7 protein-coding genes and 1 pseudogene are annotated in these 14728 nt (G+C 45.7%); 5 read left to right on the forward strand and 3 right to left on the reverse strand.

The window, feature by feature from the left end; genetic code table 11:
* Nucleotides 1-67: 67 nt before the first annotated feature.
* Together IPL35_16130 and aspS are read left to right on the forward strand one after the other, a co-directional pair.
* On the forward strand, nucleotides 68-307 hold the full coding sequence (locus IPL35_16130) for a hypothetical protein (protein ID MBK8444833.1): 240 nt from the start codon (nucleotides 68-70) through the stop codon (nucleotides 305-307).
* A gap of 36 nt (nucleotides 308-343) precedes the next feature.
* The gene (aspS, locus tag IPL35_16135; GenBank protein MBK8444834.1) at nucleotides 344-2086 is read left to right on the forward strand and encodes an aspartate--tRNA ligase; all 1743 of its coding nucleotides are present in this window, start codon (nucleotides 344-346) and stop codon (nucleotides 2084-2086) included.
* A 92-nt stretch (nucleotides 2087-2178) separates the two neighbouring features.
* Here the strand turns inward: aspS and IPL35_16140 are convergent, their stop codons facing one another.
* From IPL35_16140 to rsmI, 3 genes are all read right to left on the reverse strand, one after another.
* Complete coding sequence (locus IPL35_16140) at nucleotides 2179-3696, reverse strand: sodium-dependent transporter (protein MBK8444835.1); 1518 nt, start codon at nucleotides 3694-3696, stop codon at nucleotides 2179-2181.
* A 178-nt stretch (nucleotides 3697-3874) separates the two neighbouring features.
* Nucleotides 3875-4693: a hypothetical protein gene (locus IPL35_16145; GenBank protein ID MBK8444836.1), complete on the reverse strand. Its 819-nt coding sequence runs from the start codon at nucleotides 4691-4693 to the stop codon at nucleotides 3875-3877.
* Between the two features lie 447 nt (nucleotides 4694-5140).
* Nucleotides 5141-5815 (reverse strand): 16S rRNA (cytidine(1402)-2'-O)-methyltransferase, encoded by a 675-nt coding sequence (gene rsmI / locus IPL35_16150; protein ID MBK8444837.1) that lies wholly within the window; start codon nucleotides 5813-5815, stop codon nucleotides 5141-5143.
* A 134-nt stretch (nucleotides 5816-5949) separates the two neighbouring features.
* Between rsmI and IPL35_16155 the strand changes: the two genes are divergently transcribed.
* The 3 genes and pseudogenes from IPL35_16155 to IPL35_16165 all read left to right on the forward strand — a co-directional run bounded on the left by IPL35_16155 (nucleotide 5950) and on the right by IPL35_16165 (nucleotide 14680).
* A complete protein-coding gene (locus IPL35_16155) occupies nucleotides 5950-8016 on the forward strand; it encodes a urocanate hydratase (GenBank protein ID MBK8444838.1) in 2067 nt (688 codons plus the stop codon).
* Nucleotides 8017-9086: 1070 nt separating this feature from the next.
* A complete protein-coding gene (locus tag IPL35_16160; GenBank protein ID MBK8444839.1) occupies nucleotides 9087-12632 on the forward strand; it encodes an N-acetylmuramoyl-L-alanine amidase in 3546 nt (1181 codons plus the stop codon).
* Nucleotides 12633-12902: 270 nt separating this feature from the next.
* Nucleotides 12903-14680, forward strand: a pseudogene (locus IPL35_16165) (DNA polymerase III subunit gamma/tau).
* Nucleotides 14681-14728: the final 48 nt, after the last annotated feature.

Raw genomic sequence — 14728 nt, forward strand, 5'->3', positions numbered from 1 at the left:
TTATCCAAAACAAGATCAGTTTTTTGTTTTTATTATAGAGTTGAAAACAACCAATCCTACTGGTGCTATGAAACAAGTTCGGGCAGGTTATGAATTCTGTAAATATATTTGCCAAACAGCCAAGCGTTTGCATAATTACCCTCAAAATATAGACATACAATATCGCGGGTTGGTACTTTCTAAAAAAACATATTCGGGCGGCAGCAAACCTGACAATTTTTATCAGACTGACCCGCTTGCAACAGAATTGCAACATCAGCATTTGCCCGAAAAACAATCTATTAACCTTGAAATATTAGCTTACTAAAAAACAAATAAAAACAAATTTCACTCCAAACAATATATGTACAGAACCCACACTTGCGGCGAATTGCGTCCGCAACATATTTCTCAGCAAATAACGCTCGCCGGTTGGGTGCAGCGTGTTCGCGAATTTGGTGCGATGGTTTTTGTTGACCTGCGCGACCGCTACGGCATCACCCAGCTTGTTTTCAGCAACGAACACAATGCTACTCTCTGCGAGCAAGCCAAAACATTAGGGCGCGAATTTGTGATTCAGGCGCAGGGTACGGTGCGCGAGCGCAGCAGCAAAAACGCCAACCTGCCCACCGGCGATGTAGAACTGTTGGTGAATAGCCTCAGCGTACTCAACAAATCTAAAACGCCTCCCTTTACGATTGAAGATGATACAGACGGCGGCGAAGATTTGCGTATGAAATACCGCTATTTGGATTTGCGCCGCAATCCTATACAAAAAAACCTCATTTTGCGCCACCGCATTGCACAGGAAACGCGCCGCTACCTCAGCGAAAACAATTTTTTGGAAATAGAAACGCCTTATCTCATCAAATCAACGCCCGAAGGTGCGCGTGATTTTGTAGTACCCAGCCGCCTGAACGAAGGACAATTTTATGCCCTGCCGCAATCGCCGCAAACGTTCAAGCAACTACTGATGGTGAGCGGCTACGACCGCTATTTTCAGATTGTGCGCTGCTTCCGCGATGAAGACCTGCGTGCCGACCGCCAGCCCGAATTTACACAAATAGACTGCGAAATGGCTTTTGTGAAGCAGGAAGATGTGCTGAACACCTTTGAAGGGCTGATGCGCCATATTTTGAAATATGTGCACGGCGTGGAAGTGGGCGATTTTCCGCGTATGACCTACGATGATGCTATGCGCATCTACGGCAGCGACAAACCCGACATTCGCTTCGGTATGCAGTTTGTGGAATTGAACGAAGTGACAAAAGGAAAAAACTTTCCGGTATTTGACGATGCTGAACTCGTAGTGGGCATTTGCGCACAGGGCTGTGCCGAATTTACACGCAAACAAATTGACGAACTCACCGACTACATCAAGCGTCCGCAAGTGGGCGCAAAAGGTTTGGTGTGGGTAAAATACAATGCTGATGGCACGTTGAAATCTTCGGTAGATAAATTTTACAGCGAAGCCGACCTGCGCGAGTGGGCGCAAAAAATGAATGCCCAACCCAACGATTTGCTGCTGATTTTGGCGGGCGAAACCGACAAAACACGCAAACAACTCAATATATTGCGCCTTGAAATGGGCGACCGCTTGGGCTTGCGCAAAAAAGACGATTTTAAATTTTTATGGGTAATTGATTTTCCTTTGTTGGAGTGGGACGAAGAAGAAAAACGCTGGGCGGCTTGTCATCACCCTTTTACTTCACCGAAAAAGGAAGATATGGCAAAAATGCACAGCGACCCCGGAGCCGTGCGTGCCAATGCTTATGATATGGTACTCAACGGCACAGAAATCGGCGGCGGCTCTATTCGTATCCACGACCGCGCTTTACAGCAGCAATTATTTGAATTGTTGGGTATGGACGAGGAGGAGTTTATGGGTAAATTTGGATTTTTGCTCGGAGCTTTTGAATTTGGTGCGCCGCCGCATGGTGGTTTAGCTTTCGGCTTCGACCGCTTATGTGCGCTGATGGGCGGTGCTGATGCTATCCGCGATTTTATTGCTTTCCCTAAAAACAATTCCGGCAGAGATGTGATGATTGATGCGCCTTCACCGATTGATGATAAACAATATAAAGAATTGCATATCAAGCCTTTGTAGTTCTTTTTATCTATAAATATTTTGCATTGTAAAAGCAGAAAGAGCCGTTGTTTCCAACGACTCTTTTGCTTTTTTTTACATCATTTTTTCAATCAATGAAAGCGATTTTCACGCAGCCGCTTTTGATAAGCCACCCATACTAAATAGCAAATTCCCAAAAACAGCAGCAACAAGCCCAAGCGCGACATTTGCACATATATATTGGCAGGGTTGCTGATTTTTTCCCAAATCACCGGAATATTTCCTACAAAAACAACCAATAAAAACAAAGGTGTGATGTATTTTATAATAAATTTAAAAATTTCGGGTACTTCGATATCCGCTCCCATTGTAATTTCGTGCCAGCCTTTTTTCATACCGAATACCCAGGCAAACAAAATTGTTTCGAACAAAGCAAATACCACCAATGAAAATGTACCCGCCCAATAGTCGTATTCATCAAAAACACCTTCTTTAAAATATAATACCGTAGGCAAGCCCAGAATAAGCACACAAGCCCCGAATGCCCAAGCTGCATTTTTGCGTTTCCAGCCAAATTCATCTTGCAAAAATCCCATACAGGGTGTTCCCATTGCCAAAGAAGAGGTGATGCCCGCAAAAAACAAGAGTCCGAACCACATCACGCCCGAAAAAGTAGCCATCAGCGCACCCCACTGCTGAAATAAATAAGGCAGCGTTTTGAAACCCAATCCCAAGCCGCCGGTTTTAGTCATTTCAATAACGCGGTCGATGCCCAAATAACCCACCGAAATCGGAATAAGGATAGCACTGCCGAGTACCACTTCCACAAATTCGTTCATCCAGCCCGCACTCATGGCATTAAGGGCGATATCGTCTTTGCCTTTTATATAGGAAGCATAGCACTGAATACTGCCCATACCCACCGAAAGCGTGAAGAAAATTTGTCCGGCGGCAGCCATCCATACTTTGGCGTTCCAGATGGAGGAGAAGTCGGGAGTCCACAAAAAGTTTAAACCCACTGCACCATCATTCACGGCTCCGTGTGTGCCGGCTTGGAGCGTGATGCCCTGAACCGCCAAAAAAACCCCGAACACAATTAGCAAAGGCATACCGATTTTGGCGACTTTTTCTACGCCGCCGCTCAAGCCGCGCGAAAGAATCCAAGTGTTGAGCAGCAAACAAATAATCCAGAAAACAACAGGCTCGGCAGTATTGAGCGCAATATAGTTATCAAAAAAAGCCGCTACGCTATCCGAACTTTGCCCCGCAAAAGACCCCACCACAGAATGATACACATAGCTGAGTGTCCAGCTTTCCAAGTAGCAATAATAAGCCGCCACCGCCAAATTGGTAAAAATACCGAATACACCGATATATTTCCAAAAGCTGCGTTTATCCATACTACCCAAAATAAAAGGCGTGGAATGATGCCCGTGTCTGCCGCCAAAACGCCCCATAGCCCACTCGACATACAAAAGCGGAATGCCCATCAGCACAAAACATACCAAATACGGCACAATAAATGCGCCGCCGCCATTTTGAATAGCTTGTACGGGAAAGCGCAAAAAATTGCCCAAACCTACGGCATTGCCCGCCATTGCCAACACCAAGCCCACGCGCGTACCCCACGATTCTTTGTTTGCTGTCATAGAATATTAATCGTAATTTATTTGATAATTCAGTGTAAAAACGATGATATATTTTCTTCTATACCCGAAAGATATAGCAGCCAAAATAAACATTTTTTATTATAAATCTAAATATCATTTTTTTTATTTAATTATTGCAAAAATTGTTTCCCGAACTCCGAATGGCAGTAATTGAATATCAATATAAGATTTTAGACTTTGTGCAGACGGGTTTTTGAAAATCGTCATCAGTTAGTTCAAAGCAGTGTATTGATGATTGATTTTTTTGCTCCGGTTTATTGCAAAACAAATACAAACAAATTAGAAATACCCACTCTAAAGGTTTCATCAAAATATAAGTTGTATTTGAAAGGGCTACCGTATTTATTTTCTTTGAAAGGTTGTATCCGTATTTGTCGTAGCAGGTTCTGATGAAATAGTGTGCTTTGGGGGATACATCTTGAATCAGCTCTTCAAATGCGTTTGCTATGAGCAATTGTCTGTTTACTATGATGGTTTTACCGTTTCTTTGCCCAAATCGTATGGGTTTTACTATTTTTGGGTGTCCTGCTGCTGCAACAGTGCATAAATAATGCCCTGTTGTGTGTTCAAGAATCGGCGGGTGAGTTTGCTGCGATAATTTCCAGGTTGCCGTGTCGGTAAACACTTTTATAATTGAGTTGCTGTCTTGTCCAAACAAAATTAAAATCAGCGTTACCATGAAAAAAACAGGAAACATCAATAAAAATATCCAAAATGGATTTCTGCTTTTTGTAGCCAAAAAATTATTCAGATAGTTTAGGATTTTATTAGAGTATTTCCTTTCAAAGGTTTCGTTGATTTCTTGAATGGTAGCTTTATAGATAAAATAAACACCCAGCGCAATACTCAACAATGGAGCAAATAAAAATAGATTTTGTCCGTCATTGCTATATGTATCTAATGTTTCAGTATTATGAACAGATACTTGAAATAAAATAGCAACACTCAATAATACGCCCAATAAAATAAAAATCAATGAAAGTGTTAGCGTTTAATGGTCCATAAGGCAGTTTACAATAAGCTTTAATACAAAATTAACATCATTGTAATATCTTGAACGTTTAAAAAATAAAATTGCTACTTCAAAAAGGCATTTCTTTACCCAAAAACAAGATGTGATAATATCACCTTATATCTATAGTCATCAATTGGATTTAATAAATTATAGAGTTGTATTTGTCATCATTCCACTTACAAAGAATTTAACGAAAAATATATAGAATTCCAATTACAATTGTTTACAGGTTACTGCATTTGCATTTTTCTTTAATAGTTTTACCGTTGCAATGGAAGACCACCAAGCCTAAAAATAAGTCAAAACAATAACAACAATTAAAATAAATTGTGCATTATCATTTAACTGCGAGGTTAAAATTCATTTGATAACTGTATGTCCATCTACCTAAATTTAAACTGTTTTCCCTCACGCTTCGCTGCTTTTTCCGCCCACTACCACCACTATTTCGCCTTTCACGCCTTTTTGCCTGAAATATTCCAACACTTCGGCGGCAGTACCCCGCTTAATTTCTTCGTGCAGTTTGCTCAATTCTCGTGCCACCGCCACGGGGCGTTCGTCGCCACAAAAAATCGTCACCTCCTCCAACAAATGCGTCAAACGAAAAGGCGACTCGTAAAACACCAACGTGCGCTCTTCCTCCTTGAGTTGCAGCCAACGACTTTTGCGCCCTTTTTTATGTGGCAAAAAACCTTCAAAAATGAAGCGGTCGCAGGGCAAAGCCGAAGCCACTAATGCAGGCACAAAAGCGGTAGCCCCGGGCAGGCACTCTACTGCTATATCCGCTTGCACGGCGGCACGCACCAACAAAAATCCCGGGTCGGAGATGGCAGGCGTACCGGCATCGCTCACCAACGCAATGTGTTTGCCGCTTTTGAGTTGCTCTATATATTTTGCCAAAGCCGCATGTTCGTTGTGGGCATGAAAAGAAGCCGTAGGCACTGCAATTTGATAATGTTGCAATAATTTGGCAGTGGTGCGCGTATCTTCGGCAAGTATTAAATCGGCGCGGCGCAGCGTATCCAAGGCACGCAGCGTAATATCTGCCAGATTTCCGACAGGGGTAGGAACAATATGTAGCATCTCTTATCTCTTTGGTATAATTGAGTTGGAAAGCAAAATTAACATTTTATGCAGCAAAGCAAGCGCAAAAGGCGATTATCTCGTAAAATTCAAAATTATCGGCTTATCTTTTAAGCGATTTTTGCTTGCATCTTATGACAACACATTCTACCTTTCAGCAGGCTGTTTTGCAGGGTATTCCCCAAGAACTGCCTCCGCTCCCACCCTACGACCCGCGCATCAACCACGCGCCCAAGCGCGATGTTTCTGCCCTTACGCTCAAAGATAAAAAACTGGCACTCGCCAACGCTTTGCGCTATTTTTCGGCGGCGCACCACGCCACGCTCGCACCCGAATTTTTGCAGGAATTAGAGCAATACGGACGTATTTATATGTACCGTTTTCGCCCCACCTACGCCATTCAGGCGCGGCATATCGACGAATTTCCGCATCGCTCCAAACAAGCCGCCGCCATTATGCTCATGCTCTCCAATAATCTCAGCGATGCTGTGGCGCAGCACCCCCACGAACTCATCACTTACGGCGGCAATGGTGCGGTGTTTCAAAACTGGGCGCAATACCTCCTCACGATGCAATACCTCGCTACCATGACAGACGACCAAACCTTGGTGCTGTATTCAGGACACCCACTCGGTTTGTTTCCTTCGCACCCCGAAGCACCGCGCGTGGTGGTGAGCAATGGTATGATGATTCCGAATTTCAGTAAAGACCAAGACTGGAATTATTTTAATGCTCTCGGTGTAACACAATACGGACAAATGACTGCTGGCTCGTTTATGTATATAGGTCCGCAGGGAATTGTGCACGGCACTACCCTCACGGTACTCAATGCGGCACGCCTGTTGGAACAACGCCGAAACGGTGGCGACCACACCCCTGCTTTTACTTCTTTGAGCGGCAAATTATTTGTAACCTCCGGCTTGGGCGGTATGTCGGGCGCACAGGCAAAGGCGGCGGTGATTACAGGTTGCGTAGGGCTGATTGCAGAAATCAATCCCAAAGCTATTCAACAACGCTGCAACGACGGTTATGTACAAGTTGCCAATGTGTTCAGCGATTTGGAATTGCTCATTCCGCGCTTGCGGGCTGCCCTCCAAACGGGCGAAGCTGTTGCTTTGATTTATCAGGGAAATATTGTGGATTTGTGGCAAAAATTATACGATGAAAATATCACCCCCGATTTGGGCAGCGACCAAACCTCTTTGCACAATCCTTGGTCGGGCGGCTATTATCCGGCGGGTATGCCTTTTGAAACAGCACAAGCGATGATTGCCGAGCAGCCGCAGTCATTCAAAGCAGCAGTGCAGGCAACTTTGTGCCGCCATGTGGAGCTGATTAATGCCGTGAGTGCGCGAGGCATGTATTTTTTTGATTATGGAAATGCTTTTTTGAAGCAGGCACACGATGCAGGTGCTGATATTGATACGCCTGATGGTGCTTTTAAATATCCTTCGTATGTGCAGGATATTATGGGACCTTTGTGTTTTGATTATGGCTTTGGTCCTTTCAGGTGGGTGTGTTGCTCCAACGATGCCGCCGACTTGCGGCGCAGCGACCACATTGCAGCACAGGTATTGCGCCAATTGCTGCAAGAAGCTCCGCCCGATATTCGCCAGCAATTACAGGATAATCTGCTGTGGATAGAGCAAGCCGAAGCCAACCGCTTGGTGGCGGGTTCGCAGGCACGCATTTTATATGCCGATGACGAAGGTCGCCGCCGTATTGCGCAGGCATTTAATGATGCAATTGCCAAAGGCGAAATTTCAGCACCTATCGTGTTGGGGCGCGACCACCACGATGTGTCGGGTACAGACTCGCCCTACCGCGAAACGAGTAATATTTACGATGGTTCGCAATTTACGGCGGATATGGCTATCCATAATGTAATTGGCGATGCGTTCAGAGGGGCAACTTGGGTGAGTATTCACAATGGCGGCGGTGTGGGCTGGGGCAATGTTATCAATGGCGGCTTCGGTATGGTACTCGATGGCAGCGAAGCGGCAACACGGCGATTACAGAATATGTTGTATTGGGACGTAAACAATGGCATTGCACGCCGTTCGTGGGCACGCAATGCGGGGGCGCGTTTTGCGATAGAGCGTGCTATGAAAAAAAATCCGCAGTTGCAGGTGACGCTACCTCATTTGGTTGAAAACACTTTTTTGGAAGATATATTTTCGCACCCGAATAAGCAGCAATAGAAATCAAGGTGTAAGGGGTTTTCTTTGAGGCTATTAGAAAAGCAGAGAAGTTACTAACATCGCCGTATTGCACGACTGCATTGGAGTCTGTAAAATAAACTTTGACAAAGTTGTGACCGAAGCCGATAACGAACCCGAGGCACTTTAAAAAAAACCTGTTAATCATTTAATCATAAAAATCAAGGTTCAGACAATTTTTAGGTGAACCACGATACAAGCCCGCCGAGGGTAGCAGTTCTTTAGGTGAACCACGATACTTATCCCGCCGAGGGTAGCAGTTCTTTAGGTGAACCACGATACTTATCCCGCCGAGGGTAGCAGTTCTTTAGGTGAACCACGATACCTATCCCGCCGAGGGTAGCATTTCTTTAGGTGAACCACGATACCTATCCTGCCGAGGGTAGCAATTCTTTAGGTGAACCACGATACCTATCCCGCCGAGGGTAGCATTGCTTTAGGTGAACCACGATACCTATCCCGCCGAGGGTAGCATTTCTTTAGGTGAACCACGATACCTATCCCGCCGAGGGTAGCATTTCTTTAGGTGAACGACGATCCGCGCCCGCCGAGGGTAGCATTTCTTTAGGTGAACCACGATACCTATCCCGCCGAGGGTAGCAGTTCTTTAGGTGAACCACGATATATATCCCGCCGAGGGTAGCAGTTCTTTAGGTGCAGCAATTTTACCTCCCTCAATCCTTCTATTTCACAGGAGGGAGGTTTTTTTATCTCAACTTTGACAAAGTTCGAACTTTGTCAAAGTTATGACCGAAGCCGATGCACTCTAAAAAATCCCAAAAATCATTGAATCCAACAAATCAAGGTTCAGATGTTTGATAGGTGCGGCACAAAAGAGCAACCATTTAATAAATATTTAATATAAAAAAAACTAATAATCAAAGCACAAAGATTTGTGAATAAAAAAGTGAGATACAATATGATTTTTTAAAAGAATATTAAGCTATCTTTTTGTAATTTTATTCCGCAAGATATTTATATAATTTTCCAAAATTCTTAAAAAAATGAATTATCTGTTTCGTTATTGTTACATAAGCTGCATAATAGTGCTTATGGCAGTGGCTCAATATTTATCGGCGCAACAAGTAAGCGAAACCGAAACCCTGCCCTTTGCCGTAGCCGATATTTTGCAAGCAGCCAAAGAAGAACTGCAATTGGATTTGCAACTGCAACAACTCCACCGCACCGGTGAGCAGTTGATGATAGAAGTGGAACTCGCCCCCGCGAGTTTGCTGTATTTTGACGATGTGGCTTATGACGAACTCTTGGAGCATACGCTGGGCAGCCTCCACAGCGAGGGTATTTATCAGGTGCAGTGGGTATATCGCGATGAGGCGGGAGTATTGCAGCCGCTTTCGGCTCTGTTGCCGCACCAAGAAAAAGACCATTATATCACGCCACCTAATAAAGACCCTTTTCCGGCTACAGAAGGCAATACTTATCTGCAAAAAAATTATGGTAATCCGCATAACGGACAAGCACAGCCCAACGGCTTTTTAAGCGGAAAAACAGTGTGGCTCAGTCCCGGACACGGTTGGTTGTACTATACTTCTCTCGGATATTTCAGCACGCAGCGCGACAATTCGGCGGGCTTCGGATTGGTGGAGGATTTCGGCAGTGTAGAGGCAGTACATTATTATTTGATGAAATACCTGCACAATGCGGGTGCTTCGGTGTGGTCGGTGCGCGAACGCGATTTCAACAGCAGCGAAATTATCGTCAATAACGATGCCGGTGCGCCCGCCTACACCGAAACCGGCACTTGGACAACCAGTGCCTCTGCCGGCTACAACGGAAGTTCCTACCGCTATGTTTATACCGACAGCACCGAAACCGCCACCGCCATTTATACGCCCACTGTTCCCAAAGCGGGTTATTATTGGGTATCGGTGTATTACCTCAACGGTGCTAACCGCGCCACCGACACCAAATACATCGTTCAGCACGCCGGAGGCAGCAGCGTGGTGCACCTCAATCAGGAAGTACACGGCAATACTTGGGTATATTTGGGCGAATTTTATTTTGATGCGGGCAGCAATGCAAAAATTATCCTCAGCAACGAATCTGCCGAAAGCAATCAAGCCGTTATTGCCGATGCCGTGCGCTTGGGCGGCGGCACCAGTTCGGTGAGCGACTGCACCTACGGCACTACCAATAGCGAGCCGCGCTTTGAAGAAGCCGCCCGCTACTATGCTCCTTATCAGGGCTACGGCACTTGCAACGGCGATGTCACCATTCGCCCTTTTTATTCCGAATGGGAATTAGCAAAAGGTACAGCCACCGAACAAAATAATGCCTGCTATGTATCGTGGCATACCAACGCTTGTTGCAGTGGCACAGGTACTGAAACTTATATGTACAATGGCGCAGCAACCGCAGGAAGTTTAGAACTGCGCAATTTTATTCACGATGAATTAGTCGGCGATATTCAGGGAGGATATGATGCTGCCTGGGTGAACAGAGGTAAAAAGTCGGCGGATTTTGGCGAACTGCGTGAACTGACCACCATGCCCGGTTGCCTGATAGAAGTGGGCTTTCATGATAATTCTTATGATGCGGGTGCTTTATTGACCCCGAAATTCCGCAATTTAGCGGCGCGGGCGGTGTATCAGGGTATTGCCAAATATTTTGCCAACGCCAACGGCACTACCGCCATTTTATTACCCGAACCGCCCAACGATTTGCGTGCCGAAAACAACGGAAGTGGCGGCATTACACTCAACTGGGCGGCTCCGGTGTCGGGGGGTATTTACGGCGATGCCGCCACCGCCTACAAAGTTTATATCGGCACACACGGTAAGGCTTTCAACGATGGTATTTTGTTGGGAAATAGCACTTCTTATACCTTTAGCAGTCTCAATCCCGCCACTACTTATTATTTCAAAGTAAGTGCCGTCAATGGCGGTGGCGAATCTTTTACTACTGCTGTGGTAGCGGCACGCACTCCCGACAACGGCATTACACAAGTACCTTATTTAATAGTAGATGGTTTTGACCGTTTGGATAAATCGGCAGCCGTAAAGGTCAATGAAACCAAACCTACGGCTGCTCCTTTGGGGTTGCTCAACCGCTTATTTCTGGAGCGTATGAACAGCTACGATTATGTGAGCGAACACGCCGCTTCTATGGCGGCTTGCGATTTGACTTTTAACGGCACTGCCAATGAAAATATCGCCAATGGATTAGTTAATCTCAATAATTACGAAGGCGTGGACTGGATTTGCGGCGAAGAATCTACGGTGGATTATACCCTCAATACCGCCGAAAAAGCCGCTTTGACCACCTACCTCAACAATGGCGGCAATTTATTGATTTCGGGTGCTGAAATCGGCTGGGATATAGGGCGGGCGGCTTCGCCCAATGCTGATGTGGCTTTTTACAACAATTATTTAAAAGCCACTTATGTAGGCGATGATGCCAATACTTACCAGTTTTCGGGTACGGCGAGTGGTATTTTTTCGGGTACAAGCGGCGCATTTGATGATGATTATTCCGATTATTATTTAGTGGAATATCCCGACCGCTTGGGTACTACAGGCGGCTCTGTGGCGGCGATAAATTATAGCGGCGGCACGGCAGATGGGGCGGCAGTGCAGTATGCAGGAACTTTTAAGGTGGTGAATGTGGGCTTTCCTCTGGAAACCATTACCAACAGTGCCCTGCGCAATACTATCTTTTGCAACAGTGCCGAATTTTTTACCCCCCAACCAATGGCAAATTTTACGGCAACTCCGGTAAACAGCACTTGCGGAGCAGCTACTTTCAATTTTACCGACAACAGCAGCAACGCACCTTTTGCGTGGCGTTGGACTTTTGAAGGTGCCACGCCCTCCGTTTCTTACGACCAAAACCCGCAAGGTATTGTTTTTACGGCGGCAGGAACTTATACTATTACGCTCAAAGTGTATAATGCAGGCGGCAGCGACAGCACTGCTGCCACCATTAATGTAGTATTGGGCAGCGATAGTGATAATGACGGTATATGCGATGATACAGATAATTGTCCCTCCATTGCCAATGCCGACCAACAGGATACCGACAATGACGGTAGCGGCGACCTTTGCGACAGCGTACAAAATTGCGCCCCTTTTTATATCATCAACAACACTTTTGATGCAGGAACTGTAATGCTCTATCAGGCGGCTGATTATATAGAAGCAGATAATACGGTAGAAAACGCTGCGCTTATCACCTATACTGCCGGCAATTATGTGTCGCTGCAAGCGGGTTTTTGGGCAAAAGAATCTTGTGATTTTACGGCGATGATTGTGGGTTGTGTGCCTACTGCCGCACCTATGCCGCCAATGGCAAATGCAAAAACACAAAACAATGCGCCCACCGCCGATTTATCGTTCAAAGCCTTCCCGAATCCGGCAAACGACCGCCTCCATATATGGCTGCCCGCACACGAAGAGCCGCTTTGGATTCAAATATTCAACGCACAGGGTATTTTGTTGAAAATGCAGCAATTAGAAGCACAAGACAGCGAAAGCATCAGCACTTTTGAAATTGCCCAACTGCCGGCGGGTTTGTATCTGTGTACACTCAACAGCGAAAAGGCGGTGGAAGCTCAAACAAAAATTTTGATAGTGAGATAATAAATATTTCAAGCGTTAAAAAAAGCCCGTCAGGGCTGAACAATTTTGTAGAAAACAAAAGATTACTTTGAACAAAAATCCTTCAGGGTGACATCAACTTTATTCCCCCGTTTGCGGGATTTTTGTAGATTATTTTTGCGGTTCTTATTTGCAAATCAAGCGGCTTTGGCTGAATTGTCTTATCTTGCAGGCGTATTATTGCGGGCGGCTCTTTCCGAAACCGCCGCCTTATTCTGTTTCAACAAGAAATCTTAGAGCAACAGCCAGCGTATGAGCCAATATATTGTTTCGGCACGAAAATACCGCCCCACCCGTTTCAGCGAAGTGGCAGGGCAAGAGCATATCAGCACCACCCTCAAAAACGCCATCAAAAACAACAAACTCGCACAGTCGTTTTTGTTCAACGGACCGCGCGGCGTGGGCAAAACCACCTGTGCCCGTATTTTAGCCAAAACCGTTAATTGCGAAAATCGCACCGCCGACTACGAAGCCTGCGATACCTGCCCTTCGTGTGTGGCATTCCGGCAGTCGCAGTCGTTTAATATTTTTGAGTTAGATGCCGCCTCCAACAACAGCGTGGAGGATATTCGCAGCCTCACGGAGCAGGTGCGCTTTGCGCCCCAAAGCGGCAAATACAAAGTGTATATCATTGACGAAGTACACATGCTGTCGGCTACGGCTTTCAATGCTTTTCTCAAAACCCTCGAAGAACCGCCTTCTTATGCCATTTTTATTTTAGCCACCACCGAAAAAAACAAAATCCTGCCCACGATTATTTCGCGCTGTCAGGTTTTTGATTTTGCGCGTATCGGTATTCAGGAAATAATGAACCGCCTGCACACTATATGCAGCGAAGAAAATATCGCCGCCGATGAGCAAGCACTTCACCTGATTGCCGAAAAAGCAGACGGCGGCTTGCGCGATGCACTCTCCTTATTCGACCGCTTGGTGAGCTTTGGCGATGGAAAATTGGAATACGAAGCTGTTCTGCACAACCTCAATATTTTAGATTACGATTATTTTTCCGTGTGCTGGAGGCACTCAGCCGCGACCAGTTGCCGCAAGCCGTTATGATATTGGATAGCATCTTGCGCAAAGGCTTTGAAGGCGAAGATTTTATTATCGGGCTGGCGCAACATATCCGCAATTTGCTGATGGCAAAAGAACCGCAATTGCTGCCCCTGTTGGAAAGTTCCAATCATCTCAAAAACCGCTACGCCGAGCAAGCCGCCGTTTTGTCGCGGGCTTTTTTGCTCAATGGTTTAAATATCGCCAATGAGTGCAGTTTGAACTACAAAAATGCACAAAACAAACGCTTGCAGATTGAGTTGGCTTTGTGGAAAATGGCGCATATCGGCACTTTGCTGCAAACGGCTAAAACAATGCCTGCTGCCCTTGCTCCTGCAAACCCCGCAACGACTGCCGCCACCGCCGAAAAAAAAACTGAACTGCCGCCACCGCCCACCGTCACCGCTATTGCACCGCCGCCGCCTGTTGCTGCGCCCACCGCCATAGTAAGCGAACCAACACCGCCGCCCGCCGCACCCGCTATCGCCACTGCCGCACCGCCGCCGACATCAGGCTATATGAAAAAAGTAGCTGATAAAAAAACCGAAAATATGGCTACGGTGAGCTTAAATATTGATGTAGTTAAAGAAGCACAACCCGCCTCTTACCGAAATAATCGTATTACACTGACACAGGAGCATTTAGAAAATTACTGGAAAGATTTCGGCAACAGCATTACTTCGGAGCGCAGCCGCCAACTGTGGTTGCAATGCGAACCCCTTTTAGAAAAAGGACAGATAAAAATAAATGTAGAAAGTGCCTTGCGGCAGGCAGACCTGCGCAATGAGGGCAGAAATTTTATAGAAATGCTACGCGAAAAGGCAGATATACAACATTTGGAATTGACGGTAGAAATTGTGAAAAAAGAAGAGGAAGAAAACAAAATCCCCTATACACCACGCGAAAAATTTGCAGACATGGCGAATAAAAACCCCTATTTGCAAAGCATGGTACAACGCTGGGGCTTGGAATTATCGTAATTTTTTTTACTAAAAAAACACCTACTCATTATCGCCACTTTTTTGAAA

It is taken from the genome of Sphingobacteriales bacterium (assembly GCA_016711285.1).
Classification (GTDB): Bacteria; Bacteroidota; Bacteroidia; order Chitinophagales; family UBA2359; genus JADJTG01.

Excerpts from the sequence above, each read along its gene's own strand:
- aspS (MBK8444834.1), top strand. The coding sequence starts at position 344 with ATGTACAGAACCCACACTTGCGGCGAATTGCGTCCGCAACATATTTCT.
- IPL35_16160 (MBK8444839.1), top strand. The coding sequence starts at position 9,087 with ATGGCAGTGGCTCAATATTTATCGGCGCAACAAGTAAGCGAAACCGAA.
- IPL35_16155 (MBK8444838.1), top strand. The coding sequence starts at position 5,950 with ATGACAACACATTCTACCTTTCAGCAGGCTGTTTTGCAGGGTATTCCC.
- rsmI (MBK8444837.1), bottom strand. The coding sequence starts at position 5,815 with ATGCTACATATTGTTCCTACCCCTGTCGGAAATCTGGCAGATATTACG.
- IPL35_16140 (MBK8444835.1), bottom strand. The coding sequence starts at position 3,696 with ATGACAGCAAACAAAGAATCGTGGGGTACGCGCGTGGGCTTGGTGTTG.
- IPL35_16130 (MBK8444833.1), top strand. The coding sequence starts at position 68 with ATGAAACAAGTTCGGGCAGGTTATGAATTCTGTAAATATATTTGCCAA.